This window comes from Cupriavidus cauae, from assembly GCF_026210475.1.
GTDB lineage: Bacteria > Pseudomonadota > Gammaproteobacteria > Burkholderiales > Burkholderiaceae > Cupriavidus > Cupriavidus cauae.
This window is the reverse complement of sequence record NZ_CP080294.1, coordinates 1,252,147-1,276,404: the sequence shown is the minus strand read 5'-3', so window position 1 is coordinate 1,276,404 and position 24,258 is coordinate 1,252,147. Positions and strand designations below refer to the sequence as shown.

General features: G+C 66.9%; 22 protein-coding genes. 11 read left to right on the top strand and 11 right to left on the bottom strand.

The genetic code is table 11. The features are described from left to right. Positions 1-312: 312 nt before the first annotated feature. The 5 genes from KZ686_RS21000 (at position 313) to KZ686_RS20980 (ending at position 5,041) form a co-directional block, all read left to right on the top strand. Complete coding sequence (locus tag KZ686_RS21000; protein WP_149316432.1) at positions 313-1,176, top strand: branched-chain amino acid ABC transporter permease; 864 nt, start codon at positions 313-315, stop codon at positions 1,174-1,176. Positions 1,177-1,218: 42 nt separating this feature from the next. Further along, entirely contained in the window at positions 1,219-2,271 is a 1,053-nt protein-coding gene (locus KZ686_RS20995) for a branched-chain amino acid ABC transporter permease (RefSeq protein ID WP_149316433.1), read from the top strand. After that, on the top strand, positions 2,264-3,028 hold the full coding sequence (locus KZ686_RS20990) for an ABC transporter ATP-binding protein (protein WP_149316434.1): 765 nt from the start codon (positions 2,264-2,266) through the stop codon (positions 3,026-3,028). Before KZ686_RS20995 ends, KZ686_RS20990 begins: the two co-directional genes overlap by 8 nt. Then, positions 3,015-3,722: an ABC transporter ATP-binding protein gene (locus tag KZ686_RS20985; RefSeq protein ID WP_149316435.1), complete on the top strand. Its 708-nt coding sequence runs from the start codon at positions 3,015-3,017 to the stop codon at positions 3,720-3,722. The genes KZ686_RS20990 and KZ686_RS20985 overlap by 14 nt, the downstream gene beginning before the upstream one ends. A 140-nt stretch (positions 3,723-3,862) precedes the next feature. Beyond that, on the top strand, positions 3,863-5,041 hold the full coding sequence (locus tag KZ686_RS20980) for an ABC transporter substrate-binding protein (RefSeq protein WP_149316436.1): 1,179 nt from the start codon (positions 3,863-3,865) through the stop codon (positions 5,039-5,041). 182 nt (positions 5,042-5,223) lie between these two features. On the opposite strand, the gene KZ686_RS20975 is transcribed toward KZ686_RS20980, so the two are convergent. Beyond that, positions 5,224-6,588, bottom strand: coding sequence for a putative bifunctional diguanylate cyclase/phosphodiesterase (locus tag KZ686_RS20975; protein WP_149316437.1), 1,365 nt, complete (start codon positions 6,586-6,588; stop codon positions 5,224-5,226). Positions 6,589-7,015: 427 nt separating this feature from the next. Between KZ686_RS20975 and KZ686_RS20970 the strand changes: the two genes are divergently transcribed. Further along, the gene (locus KZ686_RS20970; protein WP_149316438.1) at positions 7,016-7,810 is read left to right on the top strand and encodes a DUF4397 domain-containing protein; all 795 of its coding nucleotides are present in this window, start codon (positions 7,016-7,018) and stop codon (positions 7,808-7,810) included. 50 nt (positions 7,811-7,860) lie between these two features. Here KZ686_RS20970 and KZ686_RS20965 read toward each other — a convergent pair whose 3' ends face one another. The 3 genes from KZ686_RS20965 to KZ686_RS20955 all read right to left on the bottom strand — a co-directional run bounded on the left by KZ686_RS20965 (position 7,861) and on the right by KZ686_RS20955 (position 10,215). Beyond that, positions 7,861-8,157, bottom strand: coding sequence for a helix-turn-helix transcriptional regulator (locus tag KZ686_RS20965; RefSeq protein WP_023264200.1), 297 nt, complete (start codon positions 8,155-8,157; stop codon positions 7,861-7,863). A gap of 82 nt (positions 8,158-8,239) precedes the next feature. After that, positions 8,240-9,742, bottom strand: a complete 1,503-nt coding sequence (locus tag KZ686_RS20960) for a tripartite tricarboxylate transporter permease (protein ID WP_149316439.1) — start codon at positions 9,740-9,742, stop codon at positions 8,240-8,242. Between the two features lie 11 nt (positions 9,743-9,753). Further along, on the bottom strand, positions 9,754-10,215 hold the full coding sequence (locus tag KZ686_RS20955; RefSeq protein WP_149316548.1) for a tripartite tricarboxylate transporter TctB family protein: 462 nt from the start codon (positions 10,213-10,215) through the stop codon (positions 9,754-9,756). Positions 10,216-10,609: 394 nt separating this feature from the next. Between KZ686_RS20955 and KZ686_RS20950 the strand changes: the two genes are divergently transcribed. Both KZ686_RS20950 and KZ686_RS20945 read left to right on the top strand, forming a co-directional pair. After that, a complete protein-coding gene (locus tag KZ686_RS20950) occupies positions 10,610-12,037 on the top strand; it encodes an NAD-dependent succinate-semialdehyde dehydrogenase (protein WP_226106745.1) in 1,428 nt (475 codons plus the stop codon). Between the two features lie 247 nt (positions 12,038-12,284). Further along, positions 12,285-12,866, top strand: coding sequence for a BON domain-containing protein (locus KZ686_RS20945; protein WP_265633562.1), 582 nt, complete (start codon positions 12,285-12,287; stop codon positions 12,864-12,866). 47 nt (positions 12,867-12,913) lie between these two features. Here the strand turns inward: KZ686_RS20945 and KZ686_RS20940 are convergent, their stop codons facing one another. Then, positions 12,914-13,876, bottom strand: coding sequence for a LysR family transcriptional regulator (locus tag KZ686_RS20940; protein WP_226106749.1), 963 nt, complete (start codon positions 13,874-13,876; stop codon positions 12,914-12,916). A gap of 122 nt (positions 13,877-13,998) precedes the next feature. On the opposite strand from KZ686_RS20940, the gene KZ686_RS20935 reads away from it, so the two are divergent. Both KZ686_RS20935 and ggt read left to right on the top strand, forming a co-directional pair. Beyond that, positions 13,999-14,985, top strand: a complete 987-nt coding sequence (locus KZ686_RS20935; protein ID WP_407648563.1) for a Bug family tripartite tricarboxylate transporter substrate binding protein — start codon at positions 13,999-14,001, stop codon at positions 14,983-14,985. A 102-nt stretch (positions 14,986-15,087) separates the two neighbouring features. After that, a complete protein-coding gene (gene ggt, locus KZ686_RS20930; protein ID WP_265633560.1) occupies positions 15,088-16,728 on the top strand; it encodes a gamma-glutamyltransferase in 1,641 nt (546 codons plus the stop codon). Positions 16,729-16,765: 37 nt separating this feature from the next. Here ggt and KZ686_RS20925 read toward each other — a convergent pair whose 3' ends face one another. Further along, positions 16,766-17,989 (bottom strand): MFS transporter, encoded by a 1,224-nt coding sequence (locus tag KZ686_RS20925; protein WP_265633559.1) that lies wholly within the window; start codon positions 17,987-17,989, stop codon positions 16,766-16,768. 45 nt (positions 17,990-18,034) lie between these two features. Next, the gene (locus KZ686_RS20920) at positions 18,035-18,931 is read right to left on the bottom strand and encodes a DMT family transporter (protein WP_265633558.1); all 897 of its coding nucleotides are present in this window, start codon (positions 18,929-18,931) and stop codon (positions 18,035-18,037) included. 82 nt (positions 18,932-19,013) lie between these two features. On the opposite strand from KZ686_RS20920, the gene KZ686_RS20915 reads away from it, so the two are divergent. Then, positions 19,014-20,480, top strand: coding sequence for an MATE family efflux transporter (locus tag KZ686_RS20915; RefSeq protein WP_265633557.1), 1,467 nt, complete (start codon positions 19,014-19,016; stop codon positions 20,478-20,480). Between the two features lie 98 nt (positions 20,481-20,578). Here KZ686_RS20915 and KZ686_RS20910 read toward each other — a convergent pair whose 3' ends face one another. Genes KZ686_RS20910 through ctaD form a run of 4 tightly spaced genes read right to left on the bottom strand, consistent with a single transcriptional unit; the run spans position 20,579 to position 24,125 of the window. Next, entirely contained in the window at positions 20,579-20,929 is a 351-nt protein-coding gene (locus tag KZ686_RS20910) for a cytochrome C oxidase subunit IV family protein (RefSeq protein ID WP_226107059.1), read from the bottom strand. Positions 20,930-20,967: 38 nt separating this feature from the next. After that, the gene (locus tag KZ686_RS20905) at positions 20,968-21,690 is read right to left on the bottom strand and encodes a heme-copper oxidase subunit III family protein (protein WP_370639510.1); all 723 of its coding nucleotides are present in this window, start codon (positions 21,688-21,690) and stop codon (positions 20,968-20,970) included. A 39-nt stretch (positions 21,691-21,729) separates the two neighbouring features. After that, the gene (locus KZ686_RS20900) at positions 21,730-22,371 is read right to left on the bottom strand and encodes a cytochrome c oxidase subunit 3 (protein ID WP_265633556.1); all 642 of its coding nucleotides are present in this window, start codon (positions 22,369-22,371) and stop codon (positions 21,730-21,732) included. Beyond that, positions 22,368-24,125 carry a cytochrome c oxidase subunit I gene (gene ctaD / locus KZ686_RS20895; RefSeq protein ID WP_149318426.1) on the bottom strand — a complete coding sequence of 586 codons (1,758 nt, stop codon included), beginning with the start codon at positions 24,123-24,125 and terminating at the stop codon, positions 22,368-22,370. Before ctaD ends, KZ686_RS20900 begins: the two co-directional genes overlap by 4 nt. Positions 24,126-24,258: the final 133 nt, after the last annotated feature.

Here is a 24,258-nt window from a genome sequence, read left to right as displayed (position 1 = left end):
TCCTTGACTGTGCCTCAAGCCCTATGCAACAGTCAACGAAAACGAACGATCGTGCGGAGACGCTGCGACACACCTCGCAGCGGTCAGTCACGACACGAATAACCGGTATGAAAGCTGGGCATCTTGCGGCCCGGATCGACCGTTTCAGGAGACCGCCATGCAACCCTTTCCGATGCGCGCCAAGCCGCGCAGTTGACCCCCACATTGGTTGACCGGCAGGCCGCGTCTTTTTTCGCGGCGCTGTCCTGCCACGCGCATCGGTTCGCCGAAGCGCGCCCCCGTTTGCGATTTCGATCTGCATGAGGTGAGTCGGTGTCAATGTTCTTCCAACAGTTTCTGAACGGGCTGACGCTCGGCGGGGTCTACAGCCTCGTCGCGCTCGGCCTGACGCTGGTCTACGGCATCCTGCACGTACCCAACTTCGCGCACGGCGCCTTCTACATGGCCGGCGCCTACGTCTCGTATTACATGATGACGTCGCTGGGCGTGAACTACTGGCTGGCGATGGTCGCCGCGGCGCTGGCCGTGGCGCTGCTGTCGATGCTGGCCGAGCGGCTGGTCTTCCATCCGCTGCGCAACGCGCCCGAGCTGCACGACATGATCGCGGCGATCGGCATCCTGCTGTTCCTGGAAGCGGGCGCACAGGCGCTGTGGGGCGCCGACTTCCATCGCATGCCGACGCCCTACGGCCAGCTGGTCGAGGTGTTCGGCCTGACCGCGCCGCTGCAGCGGCTGCTGATCATCGCCGCCGCCTTCACGCTGATGGTGGTGCTGCATCTGTTCCTGACGCGCACCGTGACCGGCTCGACCATCGTCGCGATGGCGCAGAACCGCGAAGGCGCGGCGCTGGTCGGCATCGACGCGACGCGCGTCACGCTGCTGGTGTTCGCGATCTCCGGCGCGCTGGCCGCGATCGCCGCCACGCTGTATGCGCCGATCAACCTGGTCTATCCGGCGATGGGGCACCTGGTCATCACCAAGGCCTTCGTGATCATCATCCTCGGCGGCATGGGCAGCATCCCCGGCGCGATCCTGGGCGGCCTGATCATCGGCATGGCGGAGAGCTTCGGCGGCTTCTACGTGTCGACCGACTACAAGGACATCATCGCCTTCGTGCTGCTGGTGATCATCCTGTCGATCCGGCCGCAGGGCCTGTTCGCCGGCAAGGCCGCGTGACGGCCGCCGCATCGAAGCGCACAAGGTAGGAGAACTCTCGACATGAACGCATTGCAAGGCAAGACCGGCTGGGCGTTGCTGCTGGCGCTGGCCATCGCGTTTCCGCTGCTGACGACCAACAGCTATTACCTGACGGTGATGACGCTGGCCTTCATTTACGCGATCGCGACGCTGGGCCTGAACCTGATCACCGGCTACACCGGCCAGCTCAATCTCGCGCACGGCGGCTTCATGGCCATCGGCGCCTATACGCTGGGCATCCTGACCGTCGATCACCAGATGCCGTTCTGGGCCGCCTTCGTGCTGTCCGGCGTGGTCTGCATGATCGTCGGCTATGTGGTCGGCGTGGTATCGCTGCGGCTCAAGGGCCATTACTTCTCGATCTTCACGCTGTGCATCGGCTACATCATCTACCTGCTGATCGAGAAGTGGGAAAGCCTGACGCACGGCACGGTCGGCCTGATCGGCATTCCGGTACCGGCCGCGATCGGCCCGGTAACCTTCGACAGCGTGCAGGCGCAGTACTACCTGGTGCTGTTCTTCCTGGTGATCGGCGCCTTCCTGATGCACCGGATCGTCAGCTCGCTGCTGGGCCGCAGCTTCATGGCGGTGCGCAACAGCGACGCGCTGGCCGAGGCGCTGGGCATCGACCTGATGCGCACCAAGGTGCTGTCCTTCGTGCTGTCGGTGGCCTATGCGGGCTTCGCCGGCGCGCTGTATGCGGGCCACGTGCGCTTCCTCGGTCCGGACATCGCGCGAACCGACCTGACCTTCGACATGGTGATGGCGATGCTGGTCGGCGGCATCGGCACGCTGCTCGGGCCGCTGCTGGGCGCGCTGCTGGTGCCCTGGGTCACGCAGACGCTGCAGTTCCTGCAGGACTACCGCATGCTGGTGTTCGGCCCGGTGCTGATCCTGCTGATCATCTTCCTGCCCGACGGCATCGTCGGGACCTACCTGAAGCGCCAGGCGCGCCGTGCCGCCGCCGCGCGCCGCGGCCAGCGCCAGCCGGCACGCCGCGCCGCCGGAGATGACGCAGCCGACGGCAAGGCCGCTGCGCCCGCCCCCGCTTCCGCCGGAGCCGACCATGCTTGAGATCCGCAACCTGACCAAGAAATTCGGCGGGCTGACCGCGGTCAACGATGTCTCGGTGACCTTCGAGGCCGGCCATATCAACGCCATCATCGGCCCCAACGGCGCCGGCAAGACGACCTTCTTCAACCTGGTGGCCGGCACCCATGCGCCAAGCTCCGGCGAGGTGCTGTTCAAGGGCACCAACGTGGCCGGCATGCGGGCCGACCGCATCGCCCGCCTGGGCATCGCCCGCACCTTCCAGGCCACCGCGCTGTTCGATCGCGCCACCGTGCTCGACAACCTGATCGTCGGCCATCGGCTGCGCACCCATGCGGGCCTGCGCGACGTGCTGTTCAACACCAGGCGGCTGCGCGAGGAAGAGCGGCTGTGCCGCGACAAGGCCGAGGAGGCGCTGGACTTCGTCGGGCTGTCGCATCTCGCGCATGAAGTGGCATCCGACATCACACAGGAGGAGCGCAAGCGCGTCGCCTTTGCGCTGGCGCTGGCCACCGGGCCCGAGCTGCTGCTGCTCGACGAGCCGGCCGGCGGCGTCAACCCCGAGGAGACCGTGGGCCTGGCCGAACTGATCCGCAAGATGGTCCGGCACGGCAAGACGGTCTGCCTGATCGAACACAAGATGGACATGATCATGCGGCTCGCCGACAAGATCATGGTGCTGAACTATGGCGAGAAGATCGCCGAGGGCACGCCGGCGGAAATCCAGCGCAATCCGCAGGTCATCGAAGCCTATCTGGGAGCCGACCATGTTGCAGCTTGAACGCGTATCGCTTTCCTACGGCAGCTTCCGCGCACTCGACAACATCACGCTGCACGCCAAGGCGGGTGAACTGGTCGTGCTGCTCGGCGCGAACGGCGCCGGCAAGAGCTCGATCTTCCTGGCGATGAGCGGCATCCACCGGACCAGCGGCGGCAGCATGCGCTTCGACGGCCGCGAGCTGTCCGGCATGAAGCCGTCGCAGATCGTGCAGGCGGGGCTGGTGCACTGCCCCGAGGGCCGCAAGCTGTTCCCGGCGATGAGCGTGCAGAAGAACCTGACGCTGGGCGCCTACGTGCATCGCCGCGACAGCGCCGGCATCAGGCGCTCGCTGGAAGAGGTCTACGAGCTCTTTCCGATCCTGCAGCAGAAGAAGGACGACCCGGCGGGCTCGCTGTCGGGCGGCCAGCAGCAGATGGTCGCACTCGGCCGCGCCCTGATGGGCCGGCCGCGCGCGCTGCTGCTCGACGAACCGTCGCTGGGGCTGGCGCCGCTGGTGGTCAAGCAGATGTTCGAGGTGATCCAGCGCATCAACCGCGCCGGCACCACCGTGCTGCTGGCCGAACAGAACGCCTATGCGGCGCTGGGCATTGCCCATCGCGGCTACGTGATCGAGGGCGGGCGCATCGTGATGGAGGGCGATCGCGATTCGCTGCTCAATGACGAAGGCGTGCGGCGGGCCTATATCGGCGGGTGACGCCGTCAGGACGAAGGACAGAAGCCGCCGGCCCCCCGCGAAAGCGGGTACCCAGACACTGAATCGAAGCGGATCGAGATTCAACCAAGACCATCCGGGCCACGACCCGATGGCACTTTCATCGTTTAAGGAGACGGAAGATGCAGAACGCCACCAAACCCCGCCGCAAGCTGTTGCCGCTGGCCGCCACCGCGCTGGCCGCCCTGCTGGCCTCCGGCGCGGCCTTCGCGCAGGAAGTGGTCAAGCTGGGCTATACCGGCCCGCTGTCCGGCGGCGCCGCGCTGTACGGCAAGAACGTGCTGTCGGGCATCCAGATGGCGGTCGACGAACTGAACGCCAGCGGCGTCGAGGTCGGCGGCAAGAAGGTCAAGTTCGAAGTGGTCGCGCTCGACGACAAGTACGCGCCGGCCGAATCGGCGATCAACGCGCGCCGCCTGGTGCAGCAGCACAAGACGCCGGCCGTGTTCGTGCCGCACTCGGGCGGCATCTTCGCGCTGCAGGCCTTCAACGAGCAAGAGAAGTTCATGGTGATGGCGTACTCGAGCGTGCCGCGCATCACCGACGCCGGCAACAAGCTGACCATCCGGATCCCGCCGGCGTACACCGGCTATATCGAGCCCTTCGTCAAGGCGCAGATGAAGCGCTTCGGCAAGAACGTCGCGCTGGTGCCGGCCGACCACGACTACGCCAAGGCGTGGGTGCAGGCCTTCGTGCCGGCCTGGGAGAAGGCGGGCGGCAAGGTGGTCGGCAACAACCCGATGTCCTATACCAAGGCGACCGACTTCTACAGCGGCGTGTCGCGCGTGATCGCCGACAAGCCGGACGTGCTGTTCGTCGGCGGCCCGTCGGAGCCGACCGCGCTGGTCGTCAAGCAGGCGCGCGAACTCGGCTTCAAGGGCGGCTTCATCGTGATGGACCAGGCCAAGCTCGACGAGATGGCGCGCGTGACCAACGGCCTGGGCATGCTGGAGGGCTCGATCGGCGTGCTGCCGCTCAACAGCGACAGCCGCCCGGCGGCGCAGGCCTTCAACGCCAAGTACAAGAAGCTGCATGACGGCAAGGACGCCACCACCGAGATGTCGCTGAACTACACGATGGTGCATGCGCTGGCCCATGCGATGAAGCTGGCCGGTACCACCAGCGACGCCACGGCGATCCGCGCCAAGATGCCCGACGCGATGAAGACGCTGCCGAAGGAACTCAACCCGAACGAGGTCGACGGCATCGACGCCAAGGGCGGTTCGATGGCCGATACCGTGGTCGGCTGGGTGCAGGGCGGCAAGATCAGCCAGGTGCGGCTGTCGGAGCTGGCGAAGTAAGGAAGCGATCCGCGCAGGCGGAAAAAGGAAAGGGCCCGCGATGGGGCCCTTCCCTGCGATCCCCGCTGCGGCGGGGATCGTCGTTTTTTACGGTCCGGAATCGGGATGACTCGGCACGTTCATGCCGCCGGCCATTCGGTCGGCCAGCCATTCGGTCCGCCGGCCGTTCGGTCCTCGCGCTTTCAGTCCTTGGCCAGCCGCTGCTGCTCGTACAGCCGGTCGGTCAGCTGGTCGGCCGGCATCGGCTTGCCATACAGATAGCCCTGGACCTCGTGGCAGCCGTTGGCCAGCAGGAAATCGCGCTGCTCCACCGTCTCGACGCCTTCGGCAATCACGCCGATGCGCAGGCTCGAGCCGACATTGATCACCGAGCGGACGATGGCCGCATCGACCGGGTCCTGGGTCACGTTGCGGATAAAGGACTGGTCGATCTTGATGCGGTCGACCGGGAAGGTCTTCAGGAAGCTCAGCGACGCATAGCCGGTGCCAAAGTCGTCGCAGGTCAGCGTCACGCCGTCGCGGCGCAGCGTCTGCAGCTGGCCGGACACCTCGTCGCCCTGCTGCAGGGCGATGGTCTCGGTAATTTCCAGTTCGAGCCGGTTCGGCTCCAGCGCGAGTTCGCGCAGCACGTGGCGGACTTCGGTCAGCAGGCGGCTTTCCGCCAGTTGCGCGGCGAACAGGTTGATCGCCACGCGCGGCGCCTGCTCGAACTGCAGCGACCAGGCACGCGCCTGCGCGCAGGCGGTCTGCAGCAGCCACATGCCCACGTCGACGGCGACGCTGCTGGCGGCCAGCGCATCGATAAACGCGGCCGGGGCCAGCAGGCCCTGGGTCGGATGCCGCCAGCGCATCAGCGCCTCGGCCCCGACGATGCGGCCGTCGCGCAGGTCGACCTGCGGCTGGTACAGCAGCTCGAATTGCCGCTGCGCATAGGCTTCGCGCAGTGCCTGCACCAGCGACAGCCGGCTGGTGACATCGGCGCGCATCTGCGCCTTGAAGAAACGGATGGTGCGGCCGCCGTCGCGCTTGGCCCGTGCCAGCGCCAGGCTGGCCGAGGCCAGCGCATCGGACGCGTTGTCGCCGCCGGCCGGCATCACGCAGGCGCCCAGGCTCGCCAGCACATAGTGGCGGTGGCCATTGCAGTCGTACGGCTCGGACAGCAGCGACAGGATCGCCGCGCTGACGTGGCGCACCAGGGTGGGATCGTAGATCGAGGGCAGCAGCACCGCGAACTCGTCGCCGCCGGTGCGGCCGATCACGGCATCGCGCGGCGAGGCGTCGCGCAGCCGGCGGGCCATCTGCTGGAGGATGCGGTCGCCTTCGCCATGACCGTGCATGTCATTGAAGGCGCGGAAGTCGTCGATGCCGAGAAGGATCAATGCGCAGCGCGGCACGGCCTCGTTCTGCAGGCGTGCTTCGAGCTTGCTCAAGAAGAATGGGCGGCTTGCTACCCCGGTCAACGGATCGGTGTCCGCCGCCGGAACCGCGCCAGCCGCCATCGCCTCCGACCTGGCCACTTTCCCCGCCCCGTTTGTGATTGTTGACATCGTGCTCGGTCAGCTATCCCGGCAAGTGTGACGAAAAATTGGAAAAAATCAAGCGGGGTGAAGGATGAGGGGCCTCACGAGTGAAAACAATGGCAAACGGCGATAGACAAACCCGCTTTTTACGCGCACTCCCATTCCGCTGTGCAGAACGGCGCCGCCAGGCCTTGCAGGGCTTGGGCTCGCCGGAGTGATTCAATCGGCTGTCGGATTCCTCCGACAGCCATATCGGAGCGCGCAGCGTTTCGGCCCATCGTGACCACCACTATCGTTCCATCACGGCACGCGGCCGGACCCCGACCACACCAAGGCCTGTTGCGATGCGTTGGCCATGCCATGCCAACGCAGTCGGCAACCCTTGCCATCCCGTGGCATTACGCGGTCGGCCCCGTAACTTCTTCGCTTTCATTTCACCTGCAAGGGGAAATCCATGAAGCTGTTCTCGAAATCCGGGATTGCACTGGGACTGATGGTGGCGGCCAGCGCCATGCTCGCGGCATGCGGCGGCGGCGATGATGGCATCGACGACCGTCTCGGCCTGAACGAACCGCAGACACGCGTGATCCACGCCGTGCCTCCGATCCCGACCACGCTCAATCTCGACGTCTACCAGAACGGCGCCAAGACGTCCCTGCAGAACATTCCGTACAAGTTCGTCGCCCGCTATTCGGACGTCGACGACGGCAACCACCTGTTCACCTTCAACGCCGCGGGCACGCAGACCGAAGTGGGCCGCGCCCAGGTCGATGCGGCCACCGGCCACAAGTACACCATCGTGGCGCTGCCCGGCGACGACCGCGCCGACACGCTGGTGATCGACGATCCGTACGAGAAGGGACTGCTGTCGACCAAGGCGCGGGTGCGCGCGGTCAACGCCGCGTTCAACGCGCAGAACGTCGATATCTACGTGACGGCCCCGTCGGTGGACATCAATACGGTCAGCCCGACCTTCGCCAACGTGGGCTACAAGTCGGCAGTGCCGGCCTCGGGCCAGGACTCCAACGAGTTCGACGGCGGCAACAACTACCAGATCCGCGTCACCACGGCCGGCACCAAGCAGGTGATCTTCAGCTCGGGCGCGATCACCATCGACAACAACGCGGACTGGCTGATCATGCCGATCCCGGTCGATGGCATCGCGTCGGCCGTGCCGAACAATATCAAGGTGCTGGTGGCCAAGGCCAACGACGACTCGCAGACGGCGATCGAGCTGGTCAGCCAGTAAAGCGGTTCGGCAAGAAAGTCCGATCGCTCAAACGACAATCGGCGGCGGCCTCAACGGTCGCCGCCGATTTCGTTTTGCAGCACATCGAGATGGGACAGGTAGGCATCCAGCTCTTCGCGCCCACTGTCGGTGATCGAGTAGACCCGGCCGTTGCCTTCGACCAGTTCCGCGGTGATCGCCCGTGCGATCAGCAGGCTGCGCAGGATTGGGCGCAGCGAGCGGATGTTCTTCTCGATGCCATGTTCGCGCAGCCGCTCGACGAGAGCGAGCACCGTGGCCGGGCTGGACTGCACGAACTTCAGGATATAGAGCCGGGAAACGAGACTATCGATGGTTGGTCTTTTCATGCAACGATAGACATGCGCAAAACGACCGGGCCGGTCGGCGCGCCCGGAATGGCTCCGGGGCGCCGGCCGGCCCGGTTTTTCTCTACTCCTCCTGGAAGGCGATTTCGCGCTTGGCCTTGATCGAGGGCAGCGCCACCACCGCCACCAGCGCCGCGGCGGCAATCAGCAGGCCCATCGACAGCGGACGCGTGACGAACACCGAGAACTCACCACGCGAGAGCAGCAGCGTGCGGCGGAAGTTCTCTTCCATCATCGGCCCGAGCACGAAGCCGAGCAGCAGCGGCGCCGGTTCGCACTTGAGCTTCAGGAACAGATAGCCCACCACGCCGAAGCCCGCGGCCATGAAGACGTCGAAGGTCTGGTTGTTGACCGAGTAGACGCCGATGCCGCAGAACACCAGGATCGCCGGGTACAGGAAGCGATACGGCACGGTCAGCAGCTTGACCCAGATGCCGATCAGCGGCAGGTTCAGGATGATCAGCATCAGGTTGCCGATCCACATCGAGGCGATCAGGCCCCAGAACAGCTGCGGGTTGCTGGTCATGACCTGCGGACCCGGCTGGATGTTGTGGATCGTCATCGCGCCGACCATCAGCGCCATCACCGCGTTGGGCGGAATGCCCAGCGTCAGCAGCGGAATGAACGAGGTCTGCGCCGCCGCGTTGTTCGCGGATTCGGGACCGGCCACGCCTTCGATCGCGCCCTTGCCGAACTCGTGCGAGTACTTCGACGACTTCTTCTCCAGCGTGTAGGCCGCGAACGAAGCCAGCGACGCGCCGCCGCCCGGCAGGATACCGAGCGCCGAGCCCAGCGCGGTACCGCGCAGCACCGCCGGGATCATGCGCCTGAAGTCTTCCTTCGTCGGGAACAGGTTGGTCACGCGATCGGTGAAGGTCTCGCGGTTTTCCTTCTGCTCCAGGTTCGCGATGATCTCGGCGAAGCCGAACATGCCCATGGCCAGCGCGACGAAGTCGATGCCGTCCGTCAGTTCCGGGATGTCGAACGAGAAGCGCGCGGCGCCCGAGTTCACGTCGGTACCGACCAGGCCCAGCAGCAGGCCCAGCACAATCATCGAGATCGCCTTGACCAGCGAGCCAGAGGCCAGCACCACGGCACCGATCAGGCCCAGCACCATCAGCGAGAAGTACTCGGCGGGGCCGAACTTGAAGGCCAGTTCCGACAGCGGACCGGCGAAGGCCGCCAGGATCAGCGTGGCCACACAGCCGGCGAAGAACGATCCGATACCGGCGGTGGCCAGCGCCACGCCGGCACGGCCGCGCCGCGCCATCTGGTAGCCGTCGATGGTGGTCACCACCGACGACGATTCGCCGGGCAGGTTGACCAGGATTGCCGTGGTCGAGCCACCGTACTGCGCACCGTAGTAGATGCCGGCCAGCATGATCAGCGCGGCCACCGGCGGCAGCGTGTAGGTGATCGGCAGCAGCATCGCGATGGTCGCGAGGGGGCCGAGGCCCGGCAGCACGCCGATCAGCGTGCCGAGCAGGCAGCCGAGGAAGGCGTAGGCCAGGTTCTGGAACGACAGCGCGGTCGAAAACCCGAGCGTCAAATGTTCAAGCAATTCCATCTGCGCGCTCCTTAGCCCGTGATGAACGCCGGCCACACCGGCATCTGCAGGTTGATGCCGTAGACGAAGGCACCGAGGCTGATCAGGACCAGCACCACGCTGTTGAGCAGCGCGCCCTTCCAGCTGAATTCATGACTGGCCATCGACGACACGACCACCAGCACGAATACCGACAGCACCATGCCGAGCGGCTTGAGCAACAGGCCGAACAGCACCACCGAACCCAGGATCCACAGCAGGATCTTGATGTCCCAGCGTTCCATCCGGTCTTCCTCGCCCTTGCTCGACAGCGAGCCGAGCAACACCAGCGCGCCGAGCGCGGCCAGTACCAGGCCGAGCAGGAAGGGGAAATATCCGGGACCCATCTTCGCGGCCGTCCCCATCGAATAGCCGCGAGCGACAAAGGAAAAGCCTAGGCCGACCAGCACGAACATCAGGCCGGAGGCGAAGTCCTTTTGGCTGCGTATGCGCAACATGATTCTCCTCGTTAAATGCAAAGCCGCACGGCACGAGCGCTGTGCCGAAAGCGGATGCAACGTTAGAGAAGCGTGCTTTCAGCGCCCTTTCAGTTGTCTGGTTTCAGGGTTAACCACAGCAAGGAATCTGCGTTTGCATCATGACGTGATGCATTTTGAAAGGGACGTGAAAGCGAGATGTAGGCTCGTTGAAAGGAATCGCGATCGAAGACGCGCAGCGGTCGTGTCGGCCGCGGCATGAATCGTCGCGAGAGTCGCTGCGTGGGTCGCCGCACGCCGCGATGGCCGACGCGGTAAGCTAACGGGTTCGGAACCCCGGGCGCCCGCGTGGCACACGCCCCGGTTCCCGACAGCGGACCCAGGACTCACGACACAGGACACAGGAGAAGCCATGTACCAGGACCTCGCCCTTTATATCGATGGGGAGTTCGTCAAAGGCGGCGGGCGCCGCGAGCAGGACGTGATCAATCCCGCCACGCAGGAGGTGCTCGGCAAACTGCCGCACGCCAGCACCGCGGATCTGGACCGCGCCCTGGCCGCCGCGCAGCGCGCCTTCGACAGCTGGAAGAAGACCTCGCCGCTGGAGCGCGCGAAGATCCTGCGCCGCGTCGGCGAGCTGACCCGCGAGCGCGCCAGGGACATCGGCCGCAATATCACGCTGGACCAGGGCAAGCCGCTGGCCGAGGCAGTCGCCGAAGTGATGATCTGCGCCGAGCACGCCGACTGGCACGCCGAGGAATGCCGCCGCATCTATGGCCGCGTGATTCCGCCGCGCAATCCGAACGTGCGGCAGATCGTCGTGCGCGAGCCGATCGGCGTCTGCGCGGCCTTCACGCCGTGGAACTTCCCCTTCAACCAGGCGATCCGCAAGATCGTGTCGGCGCTCGGCGCGGGCTGCACGCTGATCCTGAAGGGCCCGGAGGATTCGCCGAGCGCGGTGGTCGCGCTGGCCCAGCTGTTCCACGATGCCGGCCTGCCGCCGGGCGTGCTGAACATCGTCTGGGGCGTGCCGAGCGAGGTCTCGACCTATCTGATCGAATCGCCGATCGTGCGCAAGATCTCGTTCACCGGCTCGGTGCCGGTCGGCAAGCAGCTGGCCGCGCTGGCCGGCGCACACATGAAGCGCGTGACGATGGAACTTGGCGGGCATTCGCCGGTGCTGGTGTTCGACGACGCCGATATCGAGCCGGCCGCCGAGATGCTGGCCCGCTTCAAGATCCGCAACGCCGGCCAGGTCTGCGTGTCGCCGACCCGCTTCTACGTCCAGGAGAAAGCCTACGATCGCTTCCTGGCCCGCTTCACCGAGGTGATGGGCTCGATCAAGGTCGGGGACGGTCTGGAGGACGGCACGCAGATGGGGCCGCTCGCGCATGAGCGCCGCATCGCGTCGATGGAGCAGTTTCTCGACGACGCCAGCCATCGCGGCGGCAAGGTCGTCGCCGGCGGCGCGCGCATCGGCAGCAAGGGCTATTTCTTCGCGCCCACGGTGGTCACCGACCTGCCGGACGACGCGAAGCTGATGGTCGACGAACCGTTCGGCCCGGTGGCGCCGGTGACGCGCTTCAAGGACGCCGAGGAAGCGCTGCGGCGCGCGAACAGCCTGCCCTACGGCCTGGCCTCGTATGTCTTCACCAACTCGCTGAAGACCGCGACGCTGGTCTCGAACGGTCTCGAGGCCGGGATGGTCAACATCAACCATTTCGGCATGGCGCTGGCCGAAACGCCCTTCGGCGGCATCAAGGACTCCGGCATCGGCAGCGAAGGCGGCATGGAGACCTTCGACGGCTATCTGGTGACCAAATTCATCACGCAGGTGTGATGCGCCGGCCGACGTGATGGTTGATTGACGCTCTGCGGCAAATCCGGGCCTTCCCACACGGGAAGGCCTTTTTACATCGCCCTAGGACGTCGATCGGGCGTCCAGGCGCGTTTTATTTACAAGCCATCCCGGCAAAGATTGCACCGCGCGTGCCCGCACCATGCCGCGCGACCGCGCCCGCACCGCGCGGCGGCGGTACGGATTTTGCGGCCATTGCCCATTACGTCCCTGATCGAAGGAGACCGAAATGAACGGCAACAGAGACACCGGCAACAGGAACACCGGGAATCGAGACACCAGCGGTACGCGCCAGATGTGGCCCCGGGAAACCGGCGAGGACCGCCGCGGACGCGGCACCGTGACAGGCGGCATGGAGTGGTTCCCCGAGGACCCACGCACCGGCGAGGTCGCGGAGACCTGGCGCCATCGCGGCTATGGCGGCTCGCGCGGCATGCGTGACGCCTACCACTATCGGCGCGGCGACACCGGGGCGATGGGCTCCGGCGGCGGCAGCGTCGGCTTCAACGAATTCGGCGAACGCGGCGCGAGCGGCGGCGCGGGAATGCGCGGCAGTACGGCCCCACGGCGCGCCCGCACCCTGCCCAAGGGCTATCGCCGCACCGACGAGCGCATCTGCGACGAGGTCTGCGAGCGCTTGGCCGAGGCGCGCGACCTCGACGTGTCCGAGGTCACCGTGGAGGTCGGCTCGGGCATCGTCACGCTGAGCGGTACCGTATCGGACCGCCGCGCCAAGTACCGCGTCGAGGATATCGCCGAGGAAGTGATGGGCGTGGACGAGGTCAGGAACAATATCCGCGTGCCGCGCTGACGGCGTAAGCCTTGCCGCCGTGCCGCGAGGGAGCGAGGGGCGGTGCGTTACCGCGCGGCCGCCCCCGGCTCGGCGGCACGGATCCGGCCCGCCTCGTCCCGCAACGCCTGCATGAAGGCGTGCAACACCTCGTCGTCGCCGCCCTTGCGCCATACCGCCCCGACCGGACCGAACGATTCCCGGTCGCCCAGCGGCAGGATATGCAGCAGCCCCAGCGCGGCCAGGTGCTCGGCCATCGCGGCCGAACAGACGCCGATATAGTCGGTTTCCCGCAGCACCGCCTGCATCGTGACGATGGAACCTGTCTCGACCGCCGGCCGCAGGCCGGCGGCGCCGTGCTCGAGCAGCACGGTATCGAGCCGCGTGCGCATCAGCGTCTCGCGCTGCGGCATCGCCCACGGATACGAGAACAGCTGCCCCCAGCGCAGCCGTTTTGCCTGTGCCAGCGGATGGTGCGGGCCCACCACCACCGCCATCGCATCTTCGAACAGCACCTCGTGCGCCAGATGCGGACCATAGGCGCGCGCATCGATCGAGCCGACCACCAGATCGAATTCGCGTCTCTCCAGGCGCTCGAGCAGCGTATTGAACGCGCCTTCCGTGACCTGGATCGAGACATTGGGCTGGACCCGCTGGAATGCGACGATGGCCCAGGGAATCAGGTGCGCGACGCCGGCCAGCACGCTGCCCACATGCAGGCGCGCGACCGCGCCCTTGGCAATGGCGCCGAGTTCGTCGTGGGCGCGCGATACCTCGCCGAGCACGCGCACGGCCAGCCGGCGCACCGCCTCGCCGGCCGGCGTCAGCTGCAGGCGCCGGCCGCGGATCGCCAGCCTGACGCCGGCCAGTTCCTCCATTTCGCTGAGCCAGTGCGACACCGCGGACTGCGTCATATGCAGCCGCGTCGCGGCGGCCGACAGCGTGCCCGCATCGTGAAGAATCAGGAAGGACTCGAGGTGCCGCACCCGCAGTCGGCGCGCCCAGGCGATGCTGTGGTCGGATGGATCCATGAGCGAATACTAATAGATGGTTCGAAACAATTCACTAGGTGAGTTTGCGGTTGGGGCCAATAATTTCCCGGCATCCAGGCACCAGACCTGGAATTCGACGGACCTGGACACTGCCACCACCTATGAGAAAAACTTCCCTTTTCCACTTCGCTGTTCCCCTTGCGCTCGCCTTCGGCGTGGCCGCACCGAGCTACGGCTGCGGTGAGCCTGGCGCGTCGTCGCGCCCGATCCGGATGGTCGTCTCTCAGCAGGCCGGTGGCAGCACGGACACCCTGGCCCGTATGTGGGCCGAGCGCGTCGGCAAGACGCTGCAAACGCCGATCGTGGTCGAGAACCGGGCCGGCGCGGGCGGCATCATCGCGGCCAAGTACGTGCTGAGCCAGCCGGCCGACGGCTGCACGCTGTTCCTGGCGGGCGTCTCGCAGATGGTGCTGAACAAGTTCGTCTACGCGCCGCTGGCCTACAAGCCCGAATCCGATTTCGCGCCGGTGTCGATGCTGGCCACCGTGCCCTTCGTGCTGGTCGCCAATCCGCAATCCGGCCTGCGCAACTATCGCGAGCTGGTCGACGCCGCCAGGGCCAAGCCCGGCAGCATCAGCTTCGCCTCGTCCGGCAACGGCAATTCGACCCATCTGGTGGTCGAGCTGATGCAGAAGCAGCAGGGCATCCGCCTGCTGCACGTGCCGTATCGCGGCGAGCCGGATGGCTTGGTGTCGACTGTCTCCGGCGCGACGCAGGTCATGGCGCCGGTGCTGAGCACCGCGCTGCCGCAGATCAAGGCCGGCAAGCTGGTGCCGCTGATGCTGTTCGCCTCGAAGCGCGTGCCCGAGCTGCCCGACGTGCCGACCGCCGCCGAACTGGGCCTGAAGGGCTTCGAGAACATCGGCTGGAGCGGCATCGCGGCGAAGGTCGGCACGCCGGCCAACGTCATCGCGCGCCTGCATGCCGCCACGCAGACCTTCCTGGCCGAGCCGGCCGTGGTCGACAAGCTCAAGTCGATGCAGGTGCTGCCGATGCCGGGCCCGTCCGACCAGCTGATGGAACTGACCGTGCGCGATACCGCCAAGTGGCAGGGCGCGATCGGCGATCTGGACCTGAGCGCGAAGTAAGTCCAGGGTCCCGCCCATCCAGTCATCACCACGATCCCGCGCCGGGATGCGCCATCGGCATCGCCGCTGGCGCACCCCGGCGCCAACCTATCGAGACAAGCAATGACCCGTAGTGGAATGGTGTCCTGCCCGCAGCCGGAAGCGGCCGAGTCCGGCATCGAGATCCTGCGCGCCGGCGGCAATGCGGCCGATGCCGCGGTCGCCTGCGCCCTTGCGCAAACCGTGGTCGATCCGCTGATGTGTGGCATCGCGGGCTTCGGCACCGCCGCGGTCTATATGTCCGGCAGCGTGCCCGGCAGCGGCGCGCACGAATACATCGACTTCCATGCCACCGCGCCGGCCGCCGCGCGCCCCGACATGTGGGCCGACCTGCTGGAAGGCGAAGCCCGCGACGGCTTCGGTTTCTTCATCAAGGACCGCCTCAACGACATCGGCTATCAGTCGATCGCCACGCCGGGCACGTTGCGCGGTCTGGAGGCGCTGCATCGCAGCCACGGCCGGCTGCCGTGGAAAGAGGTGGTGCAGCCGGCGATCCAGTGGGCGCGCGACGGCTACTTCGTGCGCCCCGGCATGTATGCATTCTGGATCGACGAGGCGACGCTGGGCCGCGCCAGCAACCGCGAGCGCCTGGCCTTCAGCGAGAGCGGGCGGCAACTGTATTGCCGCCCCGACGGTTCGCCGCATACGATCGGCACCCCGCTGAAGAACCGCGACTATGCCGACACGCTGGAGCGGATCGCGTCCGGCGGCGTCGACGCGTTCTATCTGGGCGAGATCGCCGATCAGATCGTTGCCGACATGCGCGAACACGGCGCGCTGCTGTCGCGCGAGGACCTCGCCGGCTACCAGGCCGTGCGCACCGCGCCGCTGGTCGGCGGCTACCGCGACCGCCGCGTCACCACCAACCGGCCGCCCGGCGGCGGCGCGATGCTGCTGCAGATGCTGGCGATCCTCGAGCAGTTCGATCTGCGCGCGCTGCGACACAACAGCCCCGACTATATCCGCGTGGTCTGCGAGGCGATGAAGCAGGCCACCTGCGACAAGGACCGCTTCATCGGCGATCCCGCCTTCGTCGACGTGCCGCTGGACCGGCTGCTGTCGCCCGATTACGCCCGCGAGGTCGCGCAGCGCATCCGCGATGGGCAGCGCGCCGAAGTGCCGCGCGTCAATCCGGGCCACGCGGTGCCGCGCGACACCACGCATCTGTCGGTGGTGGATGGCGAAGGAAATTGCGTCGCGTTGACGCACTCGCTCGCGATGCCGTCTGGCGTGATCACGCCGGGCCTGGGCTTCATGTACAACGGCTGCATGGGCGTGTTCGATCCGCGGCCGGGACGCGCTGGCAGCATCGCGCCGGGCAAGCGCCGTTTCACCTCGTCGTGCCCGACCATCGTCTTCAAGGACGACCGGCCCGAGATCGTGCTCGGCGCGCCGGGCGGCACGCAGATCGCGATGGGGGTGCTGCAGAGCATCGTCAATGTGGTCGACTTCGACATGCCGATGCAGGCCGCCGTGTCCGCGCCGCGCTTCTCGTCGACCAGCAACGCGATCGACGTCTGCAATCGCATCCCGCGCTATGTCACCCGCGAGTTGGAGCAGGACGGCTATCAGGTGATCCGCAACCCGTACAACTACACGATCGGCTGGGTGCACGCGGTGCGGATCGTGGACGGACGGCTGGAAGGCGGCGCCGATCCGGGGCGCGACGGCGTCGCGCTCGAAATCGAATTGCCGGCCGTTTAGCGAGCCCTCTTCCATCGGCGGCAGGGGCGCGCCATCCTCAGAGCCTGGCCTGCTCCTGTTCCGGCCGCTGTCGAGCGCGAACGCTGGCCTGCTTGTCGGGATAACGGGCGACCAGCGCGCAGCTCGCCCAACAGAGCAGGCTCATCGACAGGGCCACGGCACCGAGTTGGCCGCCGGGCAGGAACGGTGCCGTGGCCTGTGTCGCCAGCGCGCCCACCGCCAGCAACGCCAGCACCATCAACGCCGACGCGCGCCCGAGCTGCGCGGTCGGCTCCGACAGCGCCTCGCTGAACGCGGTCGGGCCGCGTATGCCCAGCACCGCGCAGAACGCCGTCCAGAACGCCAGCAGCCAGGGATAGGAAAGCCGGTCTGCCCACCATGCCGCCAGCAGCGCGGTGCACAGCAGCCCGTGCAGCAGCGCGCCAAGCTGGATGGCATGGCGCGGGCCCAGCCGGTTGCTGATCCGGCCGGCCTGGCTCGCCGCCACGATGAAGCCCGCCACGCCGCAGCCCTGCGCCAGCGCGAAGCCGCTCTGGCCGGTGTTGGCCAATGCCGGAAGCACCTGCGGCGCGCTCGCGACGAAGGTGATCAGCGCGCCGAACGACAGCGCATGCGCCAGCGCCAGTCCGACGAAATGCCAGTTGCGCAGCAGCGCGCGATAGCCGACCCTTCCGCCCTCGCCCCCGCCCTCATCCCCGTCCGCGTCCCCCTGCGACGGCAGCGCGACGGGCGTGGCCCGCAGCGCGAAGGGCGCGGACGCCAGGGCGATGACGCCGATGATCGCAAAGGTCGTGCGCCAGTCCGCGATCAGCAGCAGCGCGGTACCCAGCACGGGCCCCGCTGCGGGAACGATCGCTTCGATCATCGCGATCGCCGCGATGCCGCGCACGCCGTCCTGCTCCGGCAGTGTCGCGCGCACGACGGTCGGCACCACCACGGTCGCCGCGCCCGCCGCGATGCCCTGCACCAGGCGCAGGCCCAGCAGCATCGTCAGATCGGGCGCGAGCGCGCATCCGAAGCTGGTCAGGATCAGGGCCAGCAGGCCCGTCTGCACGCAGCGCCTTGGGCCGATCCTGTGCAGCAGCTCGCCCCAGACCAATTGCGAAGCGGCCAGGCCGAGCAGGAAGATCGCGATGGTCAGCTGTCCTTGCGCCACCGTGATGCCGAGATCGAGCTGCATCGTCGGCACGGCTGGCAGGTATAGATCCATCGTCAGCATGCTGGCCGCGGTGATGGTGGCCAGCGGCAGGACCGTACGCATCGATGGTTTCGACAAAGGACGACTCCTTGCAGTGGGCACGGGGCGCTAGGTCGGCCGCCGCATCACCAGATACAGTCCGGCAGCGGCAATCGCCATGCCAGGCCACGCCGCCAGCGGCACGGTTTCGCCCAGCACGGCCCAGGCGATCAGCGCGGTAGTGGGCGGCACCAGGAAGAACAGCGCCGACACGCGCGATGCCTCGCCGTGGCGGACCATCGCCAGCAGCAGCGTCATCGCGACGATCGAATTGGCGACGACCAGATAGGTCAGCGAGCCGACCAGTCCCGGGGTCCATTGCACGTGCATCGCCTCCAGCCACCACGCCAGCGGCGCGGTCACCGCAAGCCCGACCCCGTATTGCACCAGATTGGCCGTCAGCGGATGGGTGTCCCGGCCGAAGCGCTTCTCCCACAGCGTGCCGGCGGTCATCACCAGAAGGGCCAGCACCGCGAACAGCAGCGCCAGCCGCGAGGACAGGTCGATCGACGAGGTCGCGACAATCACCATCGCGGCGCCGCTCGCGCCAAGCAGCAGTCCGATCCAGCGCACCCGACCGACCCGTTCGCCGGCAATGGCGGGCGCGAGCAGGCCGACGAGGATCGGCTGCTGCGAGGTGATCAGCGCCACCGCGCCCGACGACAGTCCGTATTTCAGGCTCAGATAGGTGAACGAGAAATACCCCGCCTGCATCAGCAGGCCCACCATCGCCAGATGGCCCCATGCCGCCGGCGTGGCGGGCAGGGCTGGCCGCAGCCACAGCCACGGCAGGATCAGCAGCGCAATCACGCAGGCGTAACGCAGCGCGAGGAAGGTCAGCGGATCGGCGTAGGCGAGACCGAGCTTGAGGAAGACGAAGCCGCTCGACCACAGCAGCAGGAACAGCGCCGGCCCGACCTTCAACCATACGGGCGCGGCGCTTGCGGAGGGGGTGGGCTGGATCATGGAGGGCGGGGTGTCGGTCGCCTGGAATACTATACGAACTCGCTCCCCGGCTCCCGCCCCTGCGGCTCACCGACCAATAACAATGAAGCCCGACGCCAGACTCGTTACCGGCCCGATCGGCCGCACCCTGCTGCTGTTCTCGCTGCCGGTGCTCGGCAGCAACATCCTGCAATCGCTCAATGCGTCGATCAATTCGATCTGGGTCGGCCACTATCTCGGCGAGGCGGCGCTGACGGCGACGTCGAACGCCAATATCGTGCTGTTCTTCCTGCTCGGCGTGGTGTTCGGCATCAGCATGGCCAACACCATCATGATCGGGCAGGCCGTCGGCGCGCGCGATCTCGACGAGGCGCGGCGCGTGGTGGGCACCAGCACCACGTTCTTCGTGCTGCTGTCGGTCATCGCCGCGGCGTTGGGCTACCTGTTCACGCCGGACATCCTGAGCGCAATGGGCACGCCCGAGGATGCGCGGCCGCTGGCGATCCGCTATCTGCGGATCATCTTCCTCGCGCTGCCCTTCATGTACTTCTACAACTTCGTGATGATGACCCTGCGCGGGGCCGGGGACTCGCGCACGCCGTTCTACTTCATGCTGCTGTCGGTGGTGCTGGACGTCGCGCTGAACCCGCTGCTGATCTTCGGCCTCGGGCCAATCCCGCGCATGGACATCGCCGGCTCCGCGCTGGCCACGCTGATCGCGCAGCTGGTCAGCCTGGCCGCGATGATGTGGCTGCTCTATCGCCGCAAGCATTTCCTGACGCTGCATCGCGATCAGTTGCGCTACCTGCGGCCGGACCTCGGCATCCTGCGCTCGCTGGTAGCCAAGGGGCTGCCGATGGGCCTGCAGATGGTGGTGATCTCGTCGTCCGCGATCGTGATGATGGCGCTGGTCAACCAGTACGGCTCGCAGACCGCGGCGGCGTATGGCGTCGCCTCGCAGCTGTGGACCTACGTCCAGATGCCGGCGCTGGCGGTGGGCGCCAGCGTCTCGTCGATGGTCGCGCAGAACGTTGGCGCAGGCCGCTGGGACCGCGTCGGCCGCATTACCGGCATGGGCCTGGCCTTCAATCTGGCGATGACAGGGGCGCTGGTCGGCCTGGTCTACCTGTTCAACCGGCATTCGCTGGGCCTGTTCCTGCCGGACGATGGTGGCGCGATCGAGATCGCCCAGCACATCAACGCGATCGTGCTGTGGTCGTTCATCCTGTTCGGCTTCACCATCGTGCTGTTCGGCACCGTCCGCGCGACCGGCGCGGTGATGGCGCCGCTGGCCGTGCTGTTCGTCTCGATGTGGGTGGTGCGCCTGCCGTTCGCCTGGTGGCTCGGCCGCACGATGGGCGCGGACGCGGTCTGGTGGAGCTTCCCGCTCGGCTCGGTGGTGTCGATCACGCTGGCGGCGGCCTATTACCGCTTCGGCAACTGGCGCGCCATCCAGATGCTGCCGGTCGCGCCGACAGCCTGCGAAGTCGTCGGGCAGGCGCCGGACACCAGCATGGGGACGCCGGCCGAGGACGCGTTGAAGCCGGCGGGGGAGACGGAAACGGTCTGACCGCTTCCCTGAATTCGTTACGACGCGGCTAGCGAGGGCTAGCGGGACTAGCGGGGACTAGCGGGGCGAACGGACGGCCAGCGACGGCTAACGGGCGGCTAACGGAAGAACTCGCCCCGCATCAGGAACGTATAGTCCGCCTCGACCGCCATCAGCCAGACCAGTACCAGCAGGCACAGCGGCGGCAGCAGGATCGCGTAGACCAGCGCCAGCCGCTCCCATGCCATGTGCATGAACACGGCGACGATCAGGCCGGCCTTGGCGATCATGAAGATCAGGATCAGCGTCCAGCGCAGCGCGCCCTGCAGGTGGAAGTAGTCGACCGCGTACGACATCGCCGACAGCACGAACAGCAGCCCCCAGATCTTCAGATAGAGGCCGATCGGATGGGCCTGGCCGGTGGCGCCGTGTCCCGGGTCGGCGGCCGGTGCGCCGCCGTGCGACGGCATCGGGGAATCGTGCAGGATGGGTTCGGACATGGCGGACCTCACCACAGGTAGAAGAACGCGAAGATGAACACCCATACCAGGTCGACGAAGTGCCAGTACAGGCCCGCGATCTCGACGATCTGGTAGTTTCCGGTGCGCTCGTAACGGCCGCGCAGCACGCGCGTGGCGACCACCAGCAGATAGATGACGCCGCACGACACGTGCAGGCCGTGGAAGCCGGTGATCATGAAGAACGACGAGCCGAACTGCGCCGCGCCCATCGGATTGCCCCAGGGGCGCACGCCTTCCTCGATCAGCTTGGTCCATTCGAACGCCTGCATGCCGACGAAGGTGGCGCCCAGCGCGGCGGTGGCAAGCATCAGCATCGCGCAGCGAGCGCGATCGCGCCGATAGGCGAAGTTGACCGCCATCGCCATGGTGCCGCTGCTGGTGATCAGCACGAACGTCATGATCGCGATCAGGATCAGCGGAATCGATTCGCCGCCGATCGTCAGCGCGAACACCTCGCTCGGATTGGGCCACGGCACCGTGGTCGTCATCCGCACCGTCATGTAGCTGATCAGGAAGCAGCTGAAGACGAAGGTATCGGACAACAGGAAGATCCACATCATGGCCTTGCCCCACGACACCTGGAAGGCATGCCGGTCCGAACCCCAGTCGGCCAGCATGCCGCGCCAGCCGCCGTGCATGGTCGGGGTGTGGGCCGCGGTGTGTGCCGCGGCGTCGGCCACGCCATCGCCGGGGTGCAGTTGGGTCGCCATATCGCCTCCTTCGCTTGCCTGCCCGCGCCGATCTCGCGCTCAGGCGGTACCGCAGATGTAGCGCACGATTTCCGGGGTCAGCCAGCCGAGCGCGGCCAGCAGCACCAGCCAGACCGCCAGCATGAAGTGCCAGTAGCGTGCCAGCAGCCGTACGCGCAAGGCGGCGCCCGCGCGCACGCCCTGCCACGCGGCGAGCCACGCCACGAGGCCGCCGACCATATGCAGGCCATGCATCCCGGTCAGCATGTAGAAGAAGCTGCCGGCCGGATTGTTGGCGGGCAGGATGTCCGCTGCGCCGAGCGCCTGCCACGCCCACAGCTGGCTGGCGACGAAGGCGAGCGCGCCGGCCCCGCCCAGCATCAGCATGCGCCGCGCGTTCGACGGATCGCCGGCCTGCGCGGCACGAGCCGCCCGCCACATCGCCACGCTGCCGGCGACCAGCAGCGCCGTGGACAGCCACACCTGCCACGGCAGCGCGATCGGATGCCAGTCTGCCGAGTCCATGCGCAGGCCGAACGCGACCACGAACAGCGAGAACAGCGAGGTGATCACGCCCATGAAGACCCACAGCGCGACGCTGCCGGGCGTCGAGCCCGAGGCGTGCTGACGCATCGCGTCGCCGCCGCGCGGGGCCGGGCCATCGTCGCCGCGCGCGACTCGGTACAGTGCTCCGGTATTCATGCGACGGCTCCCTGGCTGGCATGCGGTTCGGGTTCGGCGCCGCCGGCTTCGGGCGGCGCGTTCTGCGCGATGAAGTCCTCGCGCGCGCCGGGCACGCTATAGGCATAGGCCCAGCGATACACCACCGGCAGATGCGGGCCCCAGTTGCCGTGTTCCGGCGGCGTATGGGGCGTCTGCCATTCGAGCGACGCGGCGCGCCAAGGATTGGCGCCGGCCGGCTCGCCGCGGCGCGCGCTCCAGATCAGATTGGCGACGAACAGCAATTGCGCCGCCGCGACGACGAAGGCGGCCACCGAGATATAGGCGTTCAGCACATGCGCCGATTCGGGGATGAAGGCGTAGTTCTCGAAGGCGTAGTAGCGGCGCGGCATGCCGAGGATGCCGAGGTAATGCATCGGGAAGAAGATCGCGTAGGTGCCGACGAAGGTCACCCAAAAATGCACGCGGCCCAGCGTGTCGTTCAGCATCCGGCCGGTGACCTTCGGATACCAGTGATAGAGGCCGCCGAACACCACGAGGATCGGCGACACGCCCATCACCATATGGAAGTGGGCGACCACGAAGTAGGTGTTGGACAGCGGGATGTCGACGCTGACGTTGCCGAGGAAGAGCCCGGTCAGCCCGCCGATCAGGAAGGTGCTGATGAAGCCGATCGCGAACAGCATCGGCACCGAGAAATGGATGTCGCCGCGCCACAGCGTCAGCACCCAGTTGTAGACCTTGATCGCGGTCGGAATCGCGATGATCAGCGTGGTGGTGGCGAAGAAGAAGCCGAAGTACGGGTTCATGCCGCTGACGAACATGTGGTGGGCCCACACCACCACCGACAGCACGCCGATCGCCAGGATGGCCCACACCATCGTGCGATAGCCGAAGATGCTCTTGCGCGCGTGCACGCTGATCAGGTCCGACACGATGCCGAAGGCCGGCAGCGCGACGATATAGACCTCGGGATGGCCGAAGAACCAGAACAGGTGCTGGAACAGCAGCGGACTGCCGCCCTTGTAGTCGAGCTGCTGCCCCATCGACACCATCGACGGCATGAAGAAGCTGGTGCCGATGGTCTTGTCGAGCAGCATCATCACGCCGGAGACGAACAGCGCGGGAAACGCCAGCAGCGCGAGGATCGTGGCCATGAAGATGCCCCAGACCGCGAGCGGCATCCGCATCAGCGTCATGCCCTCGGTGCGCGCCTGCAGCACCGTGGTCACGTAGTTCAGGCCGCCCATGGTGGCCGCGACGATGAAGATCAGCAGCGAAACCAGCATCAGGATGATGCCCCACTCGTGGCCGGGCGTGCCGGCCAGGATCGCTTGCGGCGGGTACAGCGTCCAGCCCGCGCCGGTCGGTCCGCCCGGCACGAAGAAGCTGGCCAGCAGCACGATCACCGACAGCAGGTAGACCCAGAAGCTCAGCATGTTGAGGAAGGGGAATACCATGTCGCGCGCGCCGACCATCAGCGGGATCAGGTAATTGCCGAAGCCGCCGAGAAACAGCGCGGTCAGCAGGTAGATCACCATGATCATGCCGTGCATGGTCACGTACTGGTAATAGGCGTTGGCGTCGATGAAGTCGAAGCGGCCCGGAAAGCCGAGCTGCATCCGCATCAGGTTCGACAGCACGACGCCGACCAGGCCCACCACGATGGCGACGATCGTGTACTGCACCGCAATCACCTTGTGGTCCTGGCTCCAGACATAACGCGTCCAGAAGCTGGTGGGCCCGTGGTGGACGGCATCGTCGGCGTAGGCCATGGTGATCTCTCCTGCGGTCGGTGACCTGTCGTGGCGGGCCGCGTCCGGCTCGGACGCGGCGCTGCCTCTGTACTCTCTAGCGCTTCGGCGCGCCGGCGTTGTGCTGCGGTTCCGCTGCGGCTTCGCTGGTGGT

Coding starts and splice junctions, on each gene's coding strand:
- KZ686_RS20995 (WP_149316433.1), top strand. CDS start 1,219: ATGAACGCATTGCAAGGCAAGACCGGCTGGGCGTTGCTGCTGGCGCTG.
- KZ686_RS20990 (WP_149316434.1), top strand. CDS start 2,264: ATGCTTGAGATCCGCAACCTGACCAAGAAATTCGGCGGGCTGACCGCG.
- KZ686_RS20985 (WP_149316435.1), top strand. CDS start 3,015: ATGTTGCAGCTTGAACGCGTATCGCTTTCCTACGGCAGCTTCCGCGCA.
- KZ686_RS20980 (WP_149316436.1), top strand. CDS start 3,863: ATGCAGAACGCCACCAAACCCCGCCGCAAGCTGTTGCCGCTGGCCGCC.
- KZ686_RS20975 (WP_149316437.1), bottom strand. CDS start 6,588: ATGTCAACAATCACAAACGGGGCGGGGAAAGTGGCCAGGTCGGAGGCG.
- KZ686_RS20970 (WP_149316438.1), top strand. CDS start 7,016: ATGAAGCTGTTCTCGAAATCCGGGATTGCACTGGGACTGATGGTGGCG.
- KZ686_RS20965 (WP_023264200.1), bottom strand. CDS start 8,157: ATGAAAAGACCAACCATCGATAGTCTCGTTTCCCGGCTCTATATCCTG.
- KZ686_RS20960 (WP_149316439.1), bottom strand. CDS start 9,742: ATGGAATTGCTTGAACATTTGACGCTCGGGTTTTCGACCGCGCTGTCG.
- KZ686_RS20950 (WP_226106745.1), top strand. CDS start 10,610: ATGTACCAGGACCTCGCCCTTTATATCGATGGGGAGTTCGTCAAAGGC.
- KZ686_RS20945 (WP_265633562.1), top strand. CDS start 12,285: ATGAACGGCAACAGAGACACCGGCAACAGGAACACCGGGAATCGAGAC.
- KZ686_RS20940 (WP_226106749.1), bottom strand. CDS start 13,876: ATGGATCCATCCGACCACAGCATCGCCTGGGCGCGCCGACTGCGGGTG.
- KZ686_RS20935 (WP_407648563.1), top strand. CDS start 13,999: ATGAGAAAAACTTCCCTTTTCCACTTCGCTGTTCCCCTTGCGCTCGCC.
- ggt (WP_265633560.1), top strand. CDS start 15,088: ATGACCCGTAGTGGAATGGTGTCCTGCCCGCAGCCGGAAGCGGCCGAG.
- KZ686_RS20925 (WP_265633559.1), bottom strand. CDS start 17,989: ATGCGTACGGTCCTGCCGCTGGCCACCATCACCGCGGCCAGCATGCTG.
- KZ686_RS20920 (WP_265633558.1), bottom strand. CDS start 18,931: ATGATCCAGCCCACCCCCTCCGCAAGCGCCGCGCCCGTATGGTTGAAG.
- KZ686_RS20915 (WP_265633557.1), top strand. CDS start 19,014: ATGAAGCCCGACGCCAGACTCGTTACCGGCCCGATCGGCCGCACCCTG.
- KZ686_RS20910 (WP_226107059.1), bottom strand. CDS start 20,929: ATGCCGTCGCACGGCGGCGCACCGGCCGCCGACCCGGGACACGGCGCC.
- KZ686_RS20905 (WP_370639510.1), bottom strand. CDS start 21,690: ATGGCGACCCAACTGCACCCCGGCGATGGCGTGGCCGACGCCGCGGCA.
- KZ686_RS20900 (WP_265633556.1), bottom strand. CDS start 22,371: ATGAATACCGGAGCACTGTACCGAGTCGCGCGCGGCGACGATGGCCCG.
- ctaD (WP_149318426.1), bottom strand. CDS start 24,125: ATGGCCTACGCCGACGATGCCGTCCACCACGGGCCCACCAGCTTCTGG.